This is a genomic window from Streptomyces sp. NPDC104309 (genome assembly GCF_055584025.1).
Genome location: NZ_JBVJMV010000065.1, coordinates 1 through 17,280, shown reverse-complemented (window position 1 = coordinate 17,280; position 17,280 = coordinate 1). Strand labels below are relative to the sequence as shown.

Sequence of the window (17,280 nt, the reverse complement as noted above, 5' to 3'; positions counted from 1 at the left end):
AGCGGATCACGTGGTCGCGGGGACGGCCGGGAGTTCCCGCATAGTGCGCAGGGGCGAGGCCAGGACCCACAGAGCCGAGAGCAGCATCCCGGCGGCGGCGACGGCCAGCCCTGTGCGGACGCCCGCCCAGTCGCCCAGGGCGCCGCCGGCCATTCCGCCGAGCGGGAGTACGCCCCAGATGAGGAACCGCACGGTGGCGTTCATCCGGGCCATCATCTCCGGCGGACACTCCTGCTGTCGGAAGCTGATCTGCGCCACGTTGTAGAGGATCAGCCCGTAGTTCAGGACGAACCACGGGATGGCGAACAGCAGCACACCCCACCCAGAGGAGCTGAGCGGCATCAGCAAGCCGAACGGCATGCAAGTCACCAGAGCGAGCCAGATCACCCGGGCCGTGCCCAGCCGTTGGGCGACGACCTGGGAGGTCATCGCTCCGGCGAGACCGCCGATTCCGCCAGCCGCCATCAGCGCCCCGACGGCCCACTCCGGCTGCTTCAGCTCGTCCACCAGCATCACCACGAGCAGCGGGGACGCGATGGCATAGCAGAGGTTGAAGGTCGCCGAGCAGCACGTCACCGCCCGCATCAGCGGATTAGTGAGCACATAGCGCAGCCCCGCCGCGATCTCCGGCAGCATCGGCCGGCGTTCGCGTCGTACCGGGTCCATATCCTGGCGGATCCGGCTCAGGCTCACCGCGGAGACGACGTAGCAGAGCACCTGTATCCCGACCGCGTTCACGACGGACAGCAGCCCGGCCAGACCGCCTCCGGCGGCCGGTCCCGCTACCTGGGACACCGAGCGACTGGTTTCCAGCCGCGCGTTGCCCGCCATGAGGTCTTCCGGTCTCACAAGAGCTGGCAGGAAGGAGAGGTAGGCGACGTCGAACATCACCGAGGCGAAGCCGAGTAAGAGACCGACAGCCAGCAGGTGGGTCATGGTCAGTGCTCCCGCCCACCATGCCAGCGGGATGCTCGCGAGCAGTGCGGCGCGCACGATGTCGGCGGTGACCATCACCGTGCGCGGCCGCATCCGGTCCACCCATACCCCGGCCGGGAGGCCGATGACCAGGAAGGCCACGTTCTGGATGGCGTACAGGGCTCCCAGTTCGAACGGCGTTGCCGTCAGCGTCGTCGCCGCTACCAGGGGCAGGACGACGCGGCTGACGTAGGTGCCGAACTGGCTCGCGGATTGCGCCACCCACAGGTGGCGGAACCCGTCATGTTTCGTCAGGCTCATCAGGCGAACGCCACGAAGACCTCGCGCTGACCGGAGAAGGGCAACCGGCCGTGCATCACGGCACGGTTGTCGACCAGCAGGACGTCGCCGGCTTCCCAGTTGACCGGCACGGTGCAGTCGATCAGTGTCTGGCTCACGACGTCGATGTACTTGGCGGGAATCTCCGTGCCGTCGCCGAAGATGGCGCCGTAGCCGAACCGGGTCCGCCAGCGGTCCATGTTGGTCACGTCCGGGGTGACGCTTTCGTCCTTGCGCCAGATGTGCGCCTGATTGAACCAGGCCTCCCGGTGGTCCGAACCCACCGCCAGCGTGCCCGGCGTGTGGTTGGTGGTGAGCAGGCCGAGGTCCGTCCATTCGGCCGAGGTGTAACTGCTCTGGCACCACTCCATGACCTTTTCGCGGGAGTCGGTCTCGAAGGTCTCGGGCCAGGACTTGATTCCGCTCGGGTCACCGCTGTTGTCCGGCAGGTGCTGGATGTAGGTCACGCCCTTGGTCCGGAACGCATCGCGGATCTCGGTGGGCAGCGACTGATAGACCCGGTGCCCGTCGATGATGGTGGTCGCGCCGCCTTCGTCCGCCGGGCGGCCGCAGGCGAAGCAGAGCGTCGTGGGGTGCCAGGGCGCGTAGGAGAGCTCGTTGTGCGCGCGGAGCAGCCGGGACGGGCTGGGTCCCGCGGCGTTGTAGACGAAGCCCTTCTCCGCCTGCCGGGGCGAGTCGCCGCCTCGGTAGGGGGCGAGCTCGCCGAGCAGGCCCTGGGCGACGCGCTCGAAGTCGTCGACCGTACGCACGGCGAAGCCGCGGAAGAGCACCGACCCGGTCTTGTCGAGCAGTTCGCGGGTGGCCGTCCGCTGCTCCGGCGTCAGGTTCGCCAGCAGATCCACCGTGCTGGCCGCTTCTCCTTGCCGGTGGGCCATCGCCGGAAATCCGGCTTCGAAGGTGATCGAGTCGAGTATGTCGACAGTCGTCATGAGTTCCATCCGTTGTTGTCGTGGGCCGTGGCGGTCGCGGTTTGTCAGACCCCGTTTGCGGCTGCCGCCTGCAGGCCGCCCTCAAGGGCGTTCAAGAAGATCTCGTCGGTCTGCTCGTCCTGGGCCAGCGACAGTGTCACGAACCCGGACTTCCCGATGTACACACCGCGCTCGAGCAGTTCGTGGAACAGGAACTGGACCCGGCGCCGGTCGACTCCCTTGAGGTCGGCGGCGCAGCGGACTTCGCGGTCGACGGGGTGGATGCTGATGAGCGAGCCCCATCCGGTGGCCTGGAAGCCCTGGCCACGCAGCAGTTCGTCGGCCTGCTTACGAAGCCGCTCGCCTCGCTGCAGCAGCTCGTCGAGGCATTCCGCGGTGAGCACCCGGCTGAGCATCGCTGACGCCGCAGCCATCGAGAAGCGGTTGTTATTGAAGGTTCCCGAGTGGTCGAAGTGCGGCTTGTTCGTGCGGTTGAGCAGCCGCATGATGTCGTGGCGGCCGCCGACGACACCGAAGCCGAATCCGCCTCCGATGTACTTGCCCAACGTGGTCAGGTCCGGCCTGATCCCCAGAACCGACTGCGCGCCGCCGAGCGACATCCGCGATGTCTGCACTTCGTCGAACACGAGCGGGACACCGTACTTGTCGCACAGTTCCCGTACGCCGCGCAGGAAGGCGGGGTCGCCGGGAATGCGGCCGCCCGAGCCCAGCATCGGCTCGATCAGCACACAGGCGAATCGCCCCTGGTGGGTGCGGAACGCCGATGTCACCGATTCGAAGTCGTTGTAGTCGCAGATGACCGCGTCGAAGGGCACGTTGAGCGAGGAGCCGTCGCGGCTGAAGCTCAGGAAGCCGCCGTGGTAGCCCCCGTCGAAGGCCAGAACCGTGCTGTGGCCCGACCACTTGCCGGCCAGCGAGATCGCCGCCAGGTTGGCCTCGGTCCCCGAGCTGGTGAACCGCACGAGGTCCATCGACTTGTACCGCTCGCACAGTCGGCGGGCCACTTCGGCTTCCTCCGGCGCGACCGCGCCAAATGACCACCCGCTTTCGAGCACGGACTCGACGGCCTCGCGGACCGCCTGGGGGTTGTGTCCGGCCAGCCCGACGCTGTAGTCACCCAGGTAGTCGAGGTATTCATGGCCGTCGACGTCCCTCAGCCGGCAGCCCCAGGCCGCTTCGACCGCGAACGGGAAGGGCGCGAAATCGAGTACGGATCTTGTGGTTCCGGACGGCAGGTACGCTGCCGCGTCGGCGTGCCGCCGCTCGCTCACCGGCCGCTTTTGCGCGTAGCGCGCGTATGAGCCTTCCAACGCCTCACCCAGCATTCAGCACCTCGATCCTTTTCTGTAGGAGTTCTTCGTGCGCTATCGGTCCAGGCATGCAGGACCACGGAAGGCGCGGGAGGACGGACGCGGCCCTGAGATGGCCGCCGTCTTCCTGGAACTTGTGGGGAGCCACCAGCAGGGAGCGGAGGAACGTCACATCTGCTGGCATCGTCGAAAGCTGCGGCAGGTATCCGTCCAGATCAGCTGCGGCGACCCCCAGTTCCAGGGCGGTCCGGGTGACATCAACCTCATACTGCTCAGTGACCGGCAGGTTCACGCCGGCGGCGTCGGCGAGCCAGCGGATCGTGCGCAGCCCCGGTAAGTCTTCGCGTACCAGCCGCGACTGCCGCAGCTCGCCCAGGGAGGCACACGAAGTGGACTGGTAGATGTCCCGGCACGACTGCATCATCTCGTAGAAGTCGGACTGGTACGGGAGGCCGTACTGCCGTTCGATGATGCGGGGGAACGTCTCCGTCTCGACACCGTAGGCCCGGGCCAGTTCGACCCTTTCTTCGTCGAGGGCAGCCAGCAGCGGAGCGAGTTCCTGGTCGATGCCGTCGGTGTAGTGCAGGTACTTCAGGCCCGCCCGGGTCTTGGCCAGGTTCTTCGTGTAGAAGGCGACACCGATGTGGATGATGTAGCCGAGCGGGTCGAACAGGAGCCCGATCCCCGGGCGGACTACCACATCGGGCCACGAGGGTCTGCCGATCTGCGCACCGAGCGGGAACAGCATCCGCACCCGTTCGGCGGCGGTCTGCGGACTGTTCGAGTACACCGAGACATTCACCGACAGCTTGCGCTTGTAGGCGATGTGCCGGCCGGCGACCCGGGTCCCGTAAAAGGAGTCCTCGACCAGGACGATCGAGGTGGCGCGCAGGCTTGGGGTGCGGCGCACCCAGTCGGCGATGATGGGCTGGCCGCCTTGCCCGGCCCGTACGAACGTCACCACCTTGTCCGCCAGGGAGCGAAGGCCGGCGATGCGGTGCATCAGCCCCAGGCGCAGCACCGGAATATCGGGGACGGTCACGATGATGTGCTTGGCCCGCTCCAGCAGAGCCTCGGCCTCTCGACCGTAGAGGGAACAGAAGTGGTCCTCGCGCAGCTCGACCCGGTCCTGCTGTCCATCGACGAGGTTTGTGCGGGTCACTGTGCCGCACGGGCGGTCTGTGGCGTCCCCGACGAACAGCAGCTTCGGTCGGAATCCGTGGGTCTCTTCGGTGGCCACGAGATCTGTGAGCAGGGTCAGGCCGACGTGCCCGCCGCCTATGACGATGATGTCCGACATCTCAGTCAGTGCTCGAGGGAGATCATGGTGCGGCCGTTGTGCTCCACCATGCTGTCGGGCACGACGTAGGAACGCAGCAGGAGCCGACGACTGTTGCCTGAGTCGATCGGGTCCCGGCCGTGTAGGCAGTGGTCGTTGGGGATGATGAGTGCTTCTCCCTTGAGCGCGGCGTGTCCGCGCAGTTGGCCGACGGCGAGTGCGGCGTCGTGTAGTTGCTGGTGCGCTCCGGCGGCCGCCTCGCGCTGGTCGCTGTCCAGATGTGCCGCGGGGGTGTAGGCCGAGAAGTTGAGCCGGACGACGAGCTTCCCGTTGTTCTCCGCCAACAGGGCCATTTTGCAGATGCGTTCGTACTTCCAGCCCAGTGAGGAGCCTGAACGGGCCTCGAAGACCGGTGAGCGCAGGATGTCGATCGTGGCGGCGTCCAGGCGGTCCACGACTTCGGTCGCAGGGGCCAGCAGGGTGCGCGGCACTACGCCGTCGGCCAGGTGCGGTACAAGGACCAGCGTCCTGGGCCGGCAGGCGTCGCTCGCCCAGGCCAGGTCGTTGTGCATGGCGAGCAGGTCGGTTCCCGCGCTCTTCTCGCGGGACAGCTCTGTCGCCCGGATGTCGGTGATGTAGGAGCCGTTGTAGTCGCTGTAGGCGACGCAGTTGCCGACCGTCTGGCCGATCAGCAGTGCCAGGATCTTGCTGTGCTCGACGCTCTCGAACTGCGGCAGATTGCTCAGCAGGACGGGCTGGCCCTCGGCGGATTCGTACGTGCTGCGGATCCGGCCGATCGGTGTGTCGACGTGCTCCCTCAGGAAGCTCAGGTAGCGGTACTCCGTCTGTCCAGGGCAGTTTTCGAGGACCTTGTGCACCAGGTCCTGGACCAGCGCGTGTTCGGCGTCCTGGAGGGCAACACGAGTCGTCGGCCCAGTTTCCTGCATAGCTCGATCCTTTGTGAGATGGGGAGCATTTCGCCGCGAATGGGCCCGCGAAGGATTCCGCAGGCATGGGAGCGACACCTTGGCGCGGTGGAGGTTCGTGCCTCGACGGCACTGTGGGGTGGGGGAGTTGCTGGAAGGGGCTTCATCAGCGGGCGACACCGGCGTCACCCCTCTTCGGGCAGTGCGTCCTTCAAGTCGACGCACAGGCACGACAGTCGGACCGAACCTCCCCTTTCGGCTGGAGCCACCACCCACGACTTCCTCCGCCTGGTCCGCGCCGCTGCGGAGCCGTGGTTCGGAGGTCTCGTCGAGCGACCTGCAGCCGACTGTAAGCATGAACCAACTCGCAATTCAACTCCCAGTTGAATCTCTTGCCTTGACGTGAACTGACAGTTGCCTGCACGATGTTGCACGGGCCGAGCGCCGAGGGCTTAACGGCTGCGGCGCGGACGGCTCCGCTCGGTAGGAGGTAGAAAGTGCCTGACGAGGGCAATGAACAAGACCCAGGCGCGTCCGGCACCGCCGACGACCATGCGCCGGTGTTGAGTCAACGACTCGATCGCCTGTTTCGGATGCACGAAACGACTGGGCAGAAGCTGACCAACAATGAAGTCGCCGAACAGGTGCGACAGCGCCATCCCGGGCTCAGGGCCAGCGGCGCCTACCTGTCAGCCCTGCGCGCGGGAAAGCGCACGAACCCCTCGCCGGAGCTGCTGGTGGCGCTCGCGGAGTACTTCGGTGTGACTCCCGGCTACTTCCTCGACCGCGAGGAGTCCGACCGGATCACCGAGCAGTTGGAGATGCTCGAAGGGATGCGCAACGCGGGCATCCGGGGCATCGCTATGCGGGCGGTGGGCCTGTCGGCCGAGAACCTCGAAGCTGTCGCCTCCGTGCTGGACCAGGTGCGAAAGCTCCAAGGTCTGCCGCCTGTTCACGAGGAAGCCGAAGATGATCCGACGCGACAAAAGTGAATGGCGCAGGCCCCGTGACTTCCGCAGCATGCGCCGACGGGCCCGCACGCTGGTCGAGTCACTTGACCTGCCCTCACCCTGCGACCTGCAGACGTTGCGCGACAAGGTGAGCGCGGAACGCGACCGCCCGATCCGGCTCGTCCCGATGGCCATGCACGGATCGGGCCTCAGCGGCCTGTGGCTCGAAACGGACGACGCCGACCTGGTCCTCTACGAGGCGACCACCGGCGCCCAGCACCGCAACCACATCATCGCCCACGAGTTCTCCCACATACTGTGCGGGCACAACAGCACCGAGGCCCTCTCCGATCAGGCGGCCAAGCTCTTCTTCCCCGATCTCGACCCGGGCATGGTCCGCCGGATGCTGGGGCGCGGCGGATACGCCGACCGCGACGAGCAAGAGGCGGAGGTCGTCGCGACGATCATGCTGGAGCGCCTCGGCCGCGGCGACCCGGGGCCACCCGACAAGCTGCCCTCCGCTGAAGCCGACGTGCTCGCCCGGATACAGAAGTCGTTGCGCAGGACCTGATTCGGAAGGGATGTGAGGTGGACCAGATCAAGGACTGGACCTTCCTGTCCTGCGCCGCGACCTGCCTGGCCGCATGCATCTACATGTCGCTGGGCCTGCGCACCAATCACCGCGATCACGCACTGTTCATGCTGACCGCGGCATTTGGCTTCAAGTTCATCTCCCTGACGGTCGCCGCCCCTGATGTCGCGGCGGTCGCCGATCGCCTCACAGGGATACCGGACCTCACCGCGCTGGTCGTGCACCTATTCGGCGGCGTGGGGTGCAGTACCGGAATTCTCGCGGCACTGAGCTACTGGACCTGCCCCGCGGAACAAGCCCGGCGGCGCGTGAAGTGCTGGCTCGTCCTCGCCGCCCTGATGGCAGGGACGTTGATCAGCCTGTGGCTGGCCGCCCGGCCCGCCGTGTCCAACAGGCCGGGGAACTACCTGCTGGACAACATGCAGCTCCCACAGGTCGCGGTATACCTCGTGCTCTACACGGTCGCCTTCGCTGCCGGGCTGCTCGGAATCCTGGTCATCTGCGTACGTTACGCCCGCGTGGCCCCCGGAGTGTGGCTGCGTCGCGGGCTGCGCATCACGGCGATCGGCGCGGCCGTCTACCTGCTCCACTGCGCACACCGCCTGATCTGCGTGACGGCGTTGCACCTTCGCGTGGAACTGCCTGACCTGGAGTTCATCACCCCGGTGTGCATCGGCGTCGGCGTCCCGCTGATGGCCACCGGACTGACCCTGCCGTCCTGGGGCGCGAAACTCACGGCGGCCTCAGCGTGGCTGCACGACTACCGAAGCTATCAAGCTCTCTATCCCCTCTGGCGGGAGCTGTGCGACCAGGTTCCCTCGATCGCCCTCGATCCCCCCAGGTCGCGGCTCGCCGACGTCCTGCGGTTCCGGGAGGTCGGCTACCACCTGTGCCGCCGGGTCATCGAGATCAACGATGGCCGTCTCGCGCTCGGCGCACCCACCGCGGTCCTGCAAGCGCAGGCGCCCGCCCGCGGCAGCTCTGACCTCGCCGACGAGGTGGAGCAGCTCGTCCAGATGTCGCGCCGAACACGGGCCGCCTGAAACCGCCTCTAAGGATCACCACGTGAAATCCGTCGAACCGCGACGGGCCCATTCGCCTGTCGCTTTCCGCTCCTTCGCGGCCATCGAGCGGATCGGGAACAAGCTCCCGGATCCGTTCTGGCTGTTCTGGTTGCTGGCGCTCGGGGTCATCGTACTCAGCGCGGTCCTGTCGGCCACCGGGTTCAGCGTGGTCCAGGATTCGACCGGGAAGACCATCGCAGTACGGAACCTGCTCAGCGCGGACGGCCTGACCGTCATCGTGGACGACGCCATGCAGAACTTCGCGAGCTTCCCACCCTTGCCGACCATCATCGCGGTGATGCTCGGAATCTCCGTGGCGGACCGCAGCGGGTTTATCACCACCCTGCTCCGCCGGATGGTCGCCCAGGTTTCGGGCCGCTACCTGACGTTCGCGCTATCACTGGCAGCCATGGTCGGTCACATCGCCGGCGACGCGGCCTATGTGACCCTCATTCCCATCGGAGCCTTGGCTTTCCGCGCAGCGGGCCGCAGCCCGGTCCTGGGCTGTGTCGTGGCCTTCGTCTCCATCTCGGCCGGTTACGACGCCTCCCCCTCCCTCACCACGACCGACGCCCTGCTGTCGGGCATCACCACAGCCGCGGCCCAAACCGTCGACCCTCACCACACCGTGACACCTGTGGCGAACTACTTCTTCGGACTTGCCTCTTCCGTCCTCATCGCGTTGGTCATCACCGTGGTCGTGGAGACAGCCCTGGCCAAGCGGCCGGACCTGGCCATCGACCAGGCCGGCGACGCCGATGCGGGCCTGGCGGAAACGGTGGAGCCGACCGGCCGCGAACAGCGTGCGCTGCGGGTCACCAGCCTGGTGGCCGTCGCGTTCGTCACCGCACTGGTCGCGGTCGTGATCCCGACTGGCTCACCACTGCGCGGCCCGGGTGCGGGAGTGGTCAACTCACCACTGTTCACCGGGATGGCGCTGGTGCTCGGCCTGTTCTTCGCAGTGCTCGGAGTCGTCTACGGGCGCCTCGCGGGCACGTTCACGCGGGCTGGCGACGTCATCGCGGCGATGACCGACGGGGTCCGCTCGCTCGCGCCGACGCTAGTGTTGTTCTTCGCCATCTCGCAGTTCCTGGCCTACTTCAAGTGGACCAAGATCGGCGAGATTCTCGCCGTCAGCGGAGCGGAAACGCTGCAGGGGTTCCAGACACAGGGTTGGCAGGTGCTCGTGGGCATCGCCGTCGTGGTCAGCGTGATGAATCTGCTGGTCACCAGCGGGTCAGCGATGTGGTCATTGGTGGCACCGATATTTGTGCCCATGCTCATGTTGCTCGGGATCAGCCCGGAGGCAACGCAAGCCGTCTACCGGGTAGCCGATTCGGCGACCAACTGCATCACGCCGATGAGTCCTTACTTCCTCATGGCGCTGCGGTTCATCCAGACCCACCGCAAGTCGGCGGGCATCGGCACGCTGGCCTCCTTCACGCTGCCACTCGCGGGAGCCGTCTGGCTCGTATGGATCAGCTTCTTCACCGCCTGGTACCTACTGGGCATCCCGTTCGGTCCTGGCACCTGAGTCCGGATCCAAGGCACAGAGGAGAACAAGTATGGGTAGCAAGCAGACGGTCTGCGTCGTCGTGGACGCGTACAGCAGCGGCGCGTTCTTGCCAGCCGCCTTCTCGGCCCGGGGATATCCGGTCGTGCACGTGCGGAACCGCGTCGAGGAGTATGCGCCGTACGCCGGCGGAGAGCAGCCACCAGGAGTGATCGATGTCGTCGACTTCCACAGTGACTACGACGACGTGCTGTCCCGGCTCTCCGCCTACGACGTCACTTACGTCCTGGCTGGCTTGGAAAGCGGTGTGGGGGTAGCGGATCACCTCGCTCAGAGGCTGGGGCTGCCCACCTGCAACGGGACCGAACAGACGGAAGCCAAGCGGCACAAGGCCTTGATGGTGGACACTTTGCAGACGGCGAGACTCCGGCACGCCCGTTCGCAGCGGGTCACGACGGCGGCAGAGGCAATGGCGTTCGCAGCGCGCGTCGACGGGTACCCGATCGTGCTCAAGCCGCTGCAGGGCGCCGGAACCCTCGGCGTGCAGGTCGCGCACTCGGACGACGACGCCCTGGCCTACTTCTCCAAGAACGTCGGCAGCGTGGACATGTGGGGAAACGTCAACACGAGTTTCCTCGCTCAAGAATTCCTCGTGGGTGAGGAATACATGGTCGACACCATATCGGCCGCGGGCCACCACCGGGTCGCGGAGGTATGGCGTGCGGACAAGCGAGTGATCGACGGCTCCCGCGTCTACGACCTCAGTCTCCTGCTGCCGCCGACCGACCCGGTCTACACGGCGCTCAGCGAATACGTCTTCGCCGTGCTTGACGCGTTCGCCATCTCCTGGGGTCCGGTTCACGCAGAGGTGATGATGACCCCGACCGGACCGGTGCTGATCGAACTGGGCGCCCGGTTGCACGGCGGCATCGCCCCAGCGATCACGCTGCCGGTATACGGCGCCAATCTGGCTCTGCTGACCGCCGCCGCGTACACCGCGCCGGATCACTTCCTGATTTCCACCGAACAGCCCCTGCCGCACCGGGCAACCCTGGCGCAAACGGCTCTGCACTGCCCGCGCGACGGGATGCTGACCGAAGAGCTCGACCTGACCACCATCCGGCAGCTGCCGTCGTTCCATTCGGCGCGCCTGCGGGCGGCGGTCGGACCAGTCCGCAAGACCCGCGACCTCCTCACTTCGTTCGGTTCGGCTTACCTGGTCCACCCCGAAGCGGACCAGGTACACGAGGACTACCAGCGCATCCGCCAACTGGAGACGGACGGTCTCTACTCGGCCATCGTCTGAGAGGGCGGTGCCCGGAAAGCTGCTGGCCCGCCTGTTGGACGCGGGCCGGGTGCAGGAGGCGTAGGCGGATGCACCGAACGATTATGACCGGAAGAGCCAATCGGCCGGCCATCAGTTGCAGCCGCAGCGCCAGCGCCTGGAGCGGACGGAGTGAACGGCCATGGCAGCTGAGCAGGCCGCACCGGATTGACTACGGCCGGGTGCGCAGCAGCTCGGGAACGCGGCTGGTCTGCCCGAGCCAGGTGGCGACGTCCTTGTCGATGTACTCGACCAGGCGCAGGACCTCGATGCGGGCGTCGGGGAGGGTGAGTCGGCAGGCCCGGCCGTGGCGGTCGTTCTGGCCGGGGAGGGGAACACCGCCGATCAGGGGTTCGTGGTGGGCGGTGCGGTTGCGCAGGGAACGGACATGGCTGGCGGTGGTGAACACGGTGGTCCGCTTGCCGCCGCTGTTGGGGAACGCCTTGTGGAGGGCCTTGCGCCACAGGGTCGAGTCGTAGTCGACGTTCTTCCGGTAGGGGCCGTCGCCGCGGGTGCCGCCCTTGTCGAGCAGGTTCACCCAGCAGCCGAAGGTGGACTCCGCCACGATCTTCCCGGCCGGGACCGCATGGAGGGACTTCTGTGCCGGTTTCCCGGTCGCGGGGTCGGCGGGCGTTGCGGGTAAAACAAATGCTGGCCGCCTGATCCCCTCGCCCAGCACTCGCCGCCCATTCCCTGCCGACCACGGGCAACCGGCCACCGCGTCAGCTCTCCGCCTGCACCCCTGCACCCTGGCCGTACGCACGAGGGGCGGCATCCGGTGCCAGCGGGCGCCAGCCGAGCACCCCGCGGGTACGCATGTCACTGAGCGAGTCGAGGTCGGGGCGGTACAGCGTGCCCCCGTCGAGATCCGCGTCGGTCGCATGGACTCGGGAGTGAGCGGGGCCGGACGCGGTGGTGTCCGTCGGGGCGGGGAGTCGGTGCTCGGTGGGGCCGGGCCCCAGCCGACGGCGAGTCGTCATGCCCCCGGATCCTACGGCCCAAGTCGGCCGGGTGGTCCACCGCCCTGGCTGCCGTGACAGAGGGCACTGGAGGTAAGTAGTCGGCGTTGGATGTTGCCGAAGATCCCGCCCAATATGCAGGTCACAGGGTCGCGTGGGGCTCTACGGGGGAATCGCCGACGCGACCAGAGGCGCTGAACGCCGAATGGATCGAAATCACCAACAAGACCCGCCACGCGGTGAACCTGGACGGCTGGACGCTGCGCGACGAGGACGGCCACCGCTACCGCTTCGACCACGTCCGCCTCGCCGGCCGCGCCACCGTCCGCATCCACACCGGGATCGGCCGCGACACCCGCACCGACCTCTACCAGAACCGCCGCAATTATGTGTGGGACAACCGATCCGACACGGCCACCCTGCGCGACGACCGCGGCCGCACGGTCGACACCGAGTCCTGGGGCCAGAACCACCATCAGGACCACCACCACCGCTGACCCCCCGCCAGCGAGCGGCTGCCCGCCCCACAACGGGCTGACAGCCCCGCCACGCACGCAGACGTGCGCCGGGACAGCCTGATCTGCCCGGCGCACACGCACGCAGCGACGCCTCGGCACTGCTCGCACGAAGGCAGCGCCGCCTATCCGCGGTGATGCTGACCGAACCCCGCGGGACACGATCGGCCACGTGTCCCACGGTCCAGTGATCCTTCATGGCGCCGACTATGCAGCCTGACGCCACGTGAGGGTCAAGAGCCTCACTCACGGCAGCAAGAGCCGAACGCGAAGCAGCGGGTCCGAGCCTGCCTTCGACCGCGGTGCTGAGTGCGTGGTCAGGTGGTGCGGCACAGCGCGTGGTCGATGAGGTTGCGCAGTGCGCCTTCCTGACGGGCCGCAATCTGCGGGTCTGCGGAGCGGCTGTGCGCAGAGACGGTGACAGTGCGCTGGCCGTCCGTGGTTGTCGCTGCCCGGATGACATATCCGAAGCCGCTTCCTCCGTGGCCGAGGTATCCGCCGCCGCAGGACAGGGGGGTGAAGAACAGGCCCAGGCCGTCCCGTGTGCCTGCCGGGTGGCCGCTGTCCTGCGGCACCGGGACTGTGGTCTGCATGGCAGCGAGCTCGGTGGGCTTCAGCAGCTGTCCATTGGCCAGGGCGGTGAAGAAGCGGTTGAGGTCGCGGGCCGTGCCGGTCATCGAGCCGTCGGCCCCGCTGTCGAAGGGACGGTAGGGGATCGTGGTGTCGACCATTGGGCCGTCGAGGGTGAACTGCTGGTAGTTGGCCGTGTGTGGATGAGGGAGGAAGGGCTTTGTGCCTGGGGTGTCGGTGTGCTGCAGGCCGAGGGGGCGCAGGATGCGGTCGTGGACCTGCTGTTCCCAGGTGTGGCCGGTGATCTTCTCGATGATCATTCCAGCGAGTACGTAGTTCGTGTTGGAGTACGCCCAGCGGGTGCCTGCTGGGAAGTCAGGCTCATGACGCATGGCCAGGGCGACCAGCGCTTCGGGCTGGTAGGCACGCCACCGGTTGGCGAAGTAGGTCTGGGCGCTGGGGTCGGGAAAAACGTCGTAGATGTAGTCGGACAGGCCGCTGGTGTGCTGCAGCAGGTCGCGGACGGTGATGGTCCGGCTGGCGTTTCCGGTTCCGGACACGACCCCGGGCAGTAGTTGCTCCACAGTCTGGTCAAGGGAGATCCGCTTTTCCCCCACCAGTTGCAGTACGACGGTGGCGACGAACGTTTTCGTGGTACTGCCCAGACGCAGGTGGCCGTTGTTCGAGGCCGGGCGATGAGTGACCAGGTCCCCTACCCCGGAGCGGGCCGTGATTGTCCCACGCGGGGTCTCCAGGCGGACCGCTACTCCGGTGACCCCGGTATCCCGCAGCGCGTCGGCGTCACGCTGCACAGACCAGCCCATGCTCGAAGGGCGTGGCGCGGCCGAAGCCGCAACGGACGGCAGAGACGGCACGGCCAGCGCGAGCACCGCAGCTGATATCCACACACGACGAAAGATCACGACTTGAGGCTAGGAACAACAAGTGCCACCAGCCATCCGGAATGCGCCCCTTGTGAACGGGTGTCAGCCGGATGGACAAGCGCACCAGGCACCCGGCATCACCCCTGAGCTTCCGCATCTGATCACGCTCGGTCGCGTCGATACCCTCTCTCAGAGGGTCGGCATGCTCGTTGTGGCGGCCGTACTCCAGGAGCACGTGCCATCCGCTCCTCGCCCCATGTTGGCTGATACCCGGCCTGGTCCAGGGGCTCGGTTTCCCGCCCGCGAGGCAAGTTCTCCACCTCGGCCTCCTGGGCCGCGAACGACTCGTCCCTGGTCGATGGGATCGCGTCGTACGCGGCCTGGAAGTCGATCTCGCCGAACCAGACATGGGTGCGTCGTTGTCCCTCTGACGCTGACTCAACAAAGTCCGGGCTGCTCGACCGTGCCACCTATGAGCTTCGCACTGGCAATCTATGCGAGCGGGCCAAGCGGGGACTTGTGGCGCAGCACGCAGTCTTCAACGCGTTCGGGCGGATGCATCAGCACCTGTTTCCACAGGCAATCCGGGCGTTTCCCTGTTCGAGGCTAGACGGTGCGTTCTGTTGCGGGTGGAGAGAATCAGACATTCACACATGCTATTTCGTCGTTCGGGTGCGAAGGCCGCGGTGTGGTGTCGTCCCAGGCGTAGCTTCGTCGCGCTGTCGTCCACGAGCTTTCCTCGCTGCACCGAGAAGAACGGAAACTTCTGTGCGCTTCAAAGCCCGCTTACGAACCGGCGTCCTCACGGCCACCGGCACGGCCCTCATGGTCTCCGGTCTCACCGCCGCGGCCCCGGCCGACGACGCAGGTCCTTCGGTCGTGAAGGTCACCGCCGGTCCCGCTGCCAAGGGCACCAAGTACACCCGCACCTACGGCCAGGTGAAGGGACCGCTGGAGATCGGCTTCTACCGCAACAAGAAGCTCGTAGGGCTCATGACCGGCAGCTACAGCATGTCGGAGAACCTGAACGCGCGGTCCAACCAGTGGAAGCGTTCCTTCAGCATGACCATCAAGAACGCGACCGGCGCTGCCAAGGGCGGCGTCACCACGAACATCAAGGTCGCCTGCGGCAAGGGCGCACGCTCCTGCAAGCCCTCCGCCGCACAGACCAAGCGGGTCTCCGGCGGACACACCACCCGCTTCAGCTTCACGATCTCGAGCATCGGCAAGCACACCAACAACCACAAGCCGGTCCTGATCGTCACCTCCACCGCGCCGGGCTTCACCCCGGCCATCAACGAGGCCCCGGCCATGCGCACCGTGCGCTGCGACAGCGACCGGTCCATCCGCCTCAAGCGCGGCTGCGTCTACTCGAGCATCGTCCCGAACTTCTCCATCAGCCGAGCCAACCCCAAGTGGGGCGCGATGGCCAAGCACGTCTACACCGCCGAACGCACCCTCCAGGGCAAGCCCGGCTACACCAAGCCGCTGCACCGCACCACGTCCGCGCAGGCCAAGAAGAACCGCAAGAAGACCTGCCCGTCCACCCTTCCGCGGCCCAAGGGCTACGAGTGCGACGAGTACCCCTACGCCTCCGCCAAGGAGGGCGGCGGCACCATCGGCAAGAACCAGAGCCGCAAGATGATCCCCCGCTCTCACAACCGGGACGGCGGCAAGCAACTCCAGAAATTCTACGACTCCAACAGGATCCTTCCGGGTGACGCGTTCTACTCGGTCATCAAGTAGCGTCTCAGGCACGTGAGCTGACGGCGGCCCCCTCCTGAAGGAGGGGGCCGCCACCTGGAAGACCTCCGGCAAAGGGGCACCTGTGGAACTCGACGTTGATCAGCAGATTCCCGTCATCCTCACCGACCACCAGCACCCCGATGCCTGGCGCACACTCGTGGCCGTGCTCACCAAGGACGACACGACGCCCATCGAGATCTACGAAGACGCCGCCTGCGAGGGCGCCGGCGTCGACGACCTGATCGCCGCCATGCCGAACGACCCGGACAAACGCCCGGACTGCTTCTTCATCACCGACAACATGACCCTGACGCACCCGGAACATCCACTCCTCGCCGTCTCCCTGGACGAAGACGACGAAGGACGCACCTTCCGCATCATCCCCGACCAGATCCCCACAATGGCGTCCACCCTCTTCATCGCCCACTCCGACTTCTCCGGGTACGCCGAAGACATCGACGACGACGGAATCTTCCGCCGCAGCTAAGAGCTGTCCCGCGATGGCGCAGTGTTGCTGAGGTGGGCGAGTAAGGGGCCGTTGGATTCTGCGCTCGACGGAGCCAGGGACACCGAGTGCGGGCGGCCCTTGGTGGATCGCGTGCAGCCCCATGGTCTGTTCGAGGTGATGCTGGCGGACCCTGCCGTCACGGCGGCCAGCTCGGATCCGGCGTCGGCCGCCTCGGCCGCCTGGAGGTGGAGCCGGTCGCGGCCCAGCCCAGCGGCGGCCCCTGCAGGATGCGTGCGCGTCAGGCTGATAGGTGGATGTTGGGGCCGGGTGCGGCGCGTCATTCGCATCCGATATTCGAACAGACGTAGCATTCAAGTGTGCCCAAGTATGACTTCCCCCATGACCTGCGCGACGCCCGCATGGCGCTCAAGCACGCCCACAAGCAGTCCGAGGACGAGGCGTAGCCGTGCCTGGTCCGGAGGGCATATCCGACCTGGACAAGAACCGGGCCCTGGCCGAGTGGCTGGAGTGGCAGCTGCGGCAGGTACGGAATCGCATTCGCGAGCTTGAGATCCGGGAGCAGCAGGAGGTGCGTGCCCGTGAGCGGGCGCGGGCCGAGCAGTCGTGGAAGATCCAGCCGAAGCGGTCGGGCGAGACAGCGATGCTGCACCGCGGCGGGTGCAGTCTGTACAACTCCGAACTCGGGTTCCTCACCCGGGACGAGGCGGTCATTGCGCTGGCCGAGCCGGACATCGAGCCGTGCCAGATCTGCACCCCGCAGACGGGGTTGTTGGACGGGTAGGTCGTACGCACCGTCTGGAGCGCCGCCCCAGGGCGGGGCGCGCAAGCTGGAGGTGTGGAGTTCCCGGTCAAGGTCGCCCTCGCTCAGGCCGTCCCGGTCCTGCCTGAGGGGCCGGGCTGGTGGTACGAGCCCAAATTCGACGGTTCTCCAGACACTTGAAGTTGTCTCATCCGAGTGACATCGCGGCATCTCCC

The 17,280-nt window shown here is 66.8% G+C and carries 17 protein-coding genes and 1 pseudogene; 9 read left to right on the top strand and 9 right to left on the bottom strand.

What is annotated here, in order from left to right:
• Positions 1-6: 6 nt before the first annotated feature.
• The 5 genes from ACZ68L_RS42755 to ACZ68L_RS42735 are packed head-to-tail and all read right to left on the bottom strand — an operon-like array spanning position 7 to position 5,740.
• On the bottom strand, positions 7-1,236 hold the full coding sequence (locus tag ACZ68L_RS42755) for an MFS transporter (RefSeq protein WP_469589253.1): 1,230 nt from the start codon (positions 1,234-1,236) through the stop codon (positions 7-9).
• Positions 1,236-2,204, bottom strand: coding sequence for a TauD/TfdA family dioxygenase (locus ACZ68L_RS42750; protein ID WP_469589250.1), 969 nt, complete (start codon positions 2,202-2,204; stop codon positions 1,236-1,238). The genes ACZ68L_RS42755 and ACZ68L_RS42750 overlap by 1 nt, the downstream gene beginning before the upstream one ends.
• A 44-nt stretch (positions 2,205-2,248) precedes the next feature.
• Positions 2,249-3,529: an aspartate aminotransferase family protein gene (locus ACZ68L_RS42745; protein WP_469589247.1), complete on the bottom strand. Its 1,281-nt coding sequence runs from the start codon at positions 3,527-3,529 to the stop codon at positions 2,249-2,251.
• On the bottom strand, positions 3,519-4,814 hold the full coding sequence (locus ACZ68L_RS42740; protein WP_469589244.1) for an NAD/NADP octopine/nopaline dehydrogenase family protein: 1,296 nt from the start codon (positions 4,812-4,814) through the stop codon (positions 3,519-3,521). Before ACZ68L_RS42740 ends, ACZ68L_RS42745 begins: the two co-directional genes overlap by 11 nt.
• A 5-nt stretch (positions 4,815-4,819) precedes the next feature.
• Complete coding sequence (locus ACZ68L_RS42735) at positions 4,820-5,740, bottom strand: Fe(II)-2OG oxygenase family protein (protein WP_469589242.1); 921 nt, start codon at positions 5,738-5,740, stop codon at positions 4,820-4,822.
• 476 nt (positions 5,741-6,216) lie between these two features.
• On the opposite strand from ACZ68L_RS42735, the gene ACZ68L_RS42730 reads away from it, so the two are divergent.
• From ACZ68L_RS42730 to ACZ68L_RS42710, 5 genes are read left to right on the top strand one after another with little or no spacing between them, the layout of a single operon-like run.
• Positions 6,217-6,711: a helix-turn-helix domain-containing protein gene (locus ACZ68L_RS42730; protein ID WP_469589239.1), complete on the top strand. Its 495-nt coding sequence runs from the start codon at positions 6,217-6,219 to the stop codon at positions 6,709-6,711.
• On the top strand, positions 6,689-7,240 hold the full coding sequence (locus ACZ68L_RS42725; RefSeq protein ID WP_469589236.1) for a hypothetical protein: 552 nt from the start codon (positions 6,689-6,691) through the stop codon (positions 7,238-7,240). The genes ACZ68L_RS42730 and ACZ68L_RS42725 overlap by 23 nt, the downstream gene beginning before the upstream one ends.
• A 17-nt stretch (positions 7,241-7,257) precedes the next feature.
• Positions 7,258-8,304, top strand: coding sequence for an MAB_1171c family putative transporter (locus ACZ68L_RS42720; RefSeq protein WP_469589233.1), 1,047 nt, complete (start codon positions 7,258-7,260; stop codon positions 8,302-8,304).
• A gap of 22 nt (positions 8,305-8,326) precedes the next feature.
• A complete protein-coding gene (locus ACZ68L_RS42715) occupies positions 8,327-9,859 on the top strand; it encodes an AbgT family transporter (protein ID WP_469589230.1) in 1,533 nt (510 codons plus the stop codon).
• A gap of 31 nt (positions 9,860-9,890) precedes the next feature.
• Entirely contained in the window at positions 9,891-11,144 is a 1,254-nt protein-coding gene (locus tag ACZ68L_RS42710; RefSeq protein WP_469589227.1) for an ATP-grasp domain-containing protein, read from the top strand.
• A gap of 190 nt (positions 11,145-11,334) precedes the next feature.
• Here the strand turns inward: ACZ68L_RS42710 and ACZ68L_RS42705 are convergent, their stop codons facing one another.
• Both ACZ68L_RS42705 and ACZ68L_RS42700 read right to left on the bottom strand, forming a co-directional pair.
• Entirely contained in the window at positions 11,335-11,727 is a 393-nt protein-coding gene (locus ACZ68L_RS42705) for a hypothetical protein (protein ID WP_469589224.1), read from the bottom strand.
• A gap of 157 nt (positions 11,728-11,884) precedes the next feature.
• Positions 11,885-12,142 (bottom strand): hypothetical protein, encoded by a 258-nt coding sequence (locus tag ACZ68L_RS42700; protein WP_469588568.1) that lies wholly within the window; start codon positions 12,140-12,142, stop codon positions 11,885-11,887.
• Between the two features lie 86 nt (positions 12,143-12,228).
• On the opposite strand from ACZ68L_RS42700, the gene ACZ68L_RS42695 reads away from it, so the two are divergent.
• Positions 12,229-12,618, top strand: coding sequence for a lamin tail domain-containing protein (locus ACZ68L_RS42695; RefSeq protein WP_469589221.1), 390 nt, complete (start codon positions 12,229-12,231; stop codon positions 12,616-12,618).
• A 335-nt stretch (positions 12,619-12,953) separates the two neighbouring features.
• Here the strand turns inward: ACZ68L_RS42695 and ACZ68L_RS42690 are convergent, their stop codons facing one another.
• Positions 12,954-14,030: a serine hydrolase domain-containing protein gene (locus ACZ68L_RS42690; RefSeq protein ID WP_469589218.1), complete on the bottom strand. Its 1,077-nt coding sequence runs from the start codon at positions 14,028-14,030 to the stop codon at positions 12,954-12,956.
• Positions 14,031-14,259: 229 nt separating this feature from the next.
• Positions 14,260-14,514 (bottom strand): annotated as a pseudogene (locus ACZ68L_RS42685) (DinB family protein); the annotation flags it as partial.
• Positions 14,515-14,858: 344 nt separating this feature from the next.
• Here ACZ68L_RS42685 and ACZ68L_RS42680 point away from each other — a divergent pair.
• From ACZ68L_RS42680 to ACZ68L_RS42670, 3 genes are all read left to right on the top strand, one after another.
• On the top strand, positions 14,859-15,836 hold the full coding sequence (locus ACZ68L_RS42680; RefSeq protein WP_469589216.1) for a NucA/NucB deoxyribonuclease domain-containing protein: 978 nt from the start codon (positions 14,859-14,861) through the stop codon (positions 15,834-15,836).
• A gap of 82 nt (positions 15,837-15,918) precedes the next feature.
• The gene (locus ACZ68L_RS42675) at positions 15,919-16,323 is read left to right on the top strand and encodes a DUF6924 domain-containing protein (protein ID WP_469589213.1); all 405 of its coding nucleotides are present in this window, start codon (positions 15,919-15,921) and stop codon (positions 16,321-16,323) included.
• Positions 16,324-16,750: 427 nt separating this feature from the next.
• Entirely contained in the window at positions 16,751-17,086 is a 336-nt protein-coding gene (locus tag ACZ68L_RS42670; protein WP_469589210.1) for a DUF6233 domain-containing protein, read from the top strand.
• The last annotated feature ends 194 nt before the right edge of the window (positions 17,087-17,280 follow it).

Excerpts from the sequence above, each read along its gene's own strand:
- ACZ68L_RS42750 (WP_469589250.1), bottom strand. The coding sequence starts at position 2,204 with ATGACGACTGTCGACATACTCGACTCGATCACCTTCGAAGCCGGATTT.
- ACZ68L_RS42710 (WP_469589227.1), top strand. The coding sequence starts at position 9,891 with ATGGGTAGCAAGCAGACGGTCTGCGTCGTCGTGGACGCGTACAGCAGC.
- ACZ68L_RS42745 (WP_469589247.1), bottom strand. The coding sequence starts at position 3,529 with ATGCTGGGTGAGGCGTTGGAAGGCTCATACGCGCGCTACGCGCAAAAG.
- ACZ68L_RS42700 (WP_469588568.1), bottom strand. The coding sequence starts at position 12,142 with ATGACGACTCGCCGTCGGCTGGGGCCCGGCCCCACCGAGCACCGACTC.
- ACZ68L_RS42725 (WP_469589236.1), top strand. The coding sequence starts at position 6,689 with ATGATCCGACGCGACAAAAGTGAATGGCGCAGGCCCCGTGACTTCCGC.
- ACZ68L_RS42690 (WP_469589218.1), bottom strand. The coding sequence starts at position 14,030 with ATGGGCTGGTCTGTGCAGCGTGACGCCGACGCGCTGCGGGATACCGGG.
- ACZ68L_RS42755 (WP_469589253.1), bottom strand. The coding sequence starts at position 1,236 with ATGAGCCTGACGAAACATGACGGGTTCCGCCACCTGTGGGTGGCGCAA.
- ACZ68L_RS42735 (WP_469589242.1), bottom strand. The coding sequence starts at position 5,740 with ATGCAGGAAACTGGGCCGACGACTCGTGTTGCCCTCCAGGACGCCGAA.
- ACZ68L_RS42740 (WP_469589244.1), bottom strand. The coding sequence starts at position 4,814 with ATGTCGGACATCATCGTCATAGGCGGCGGGCACGTCGGCCTGACCCTG.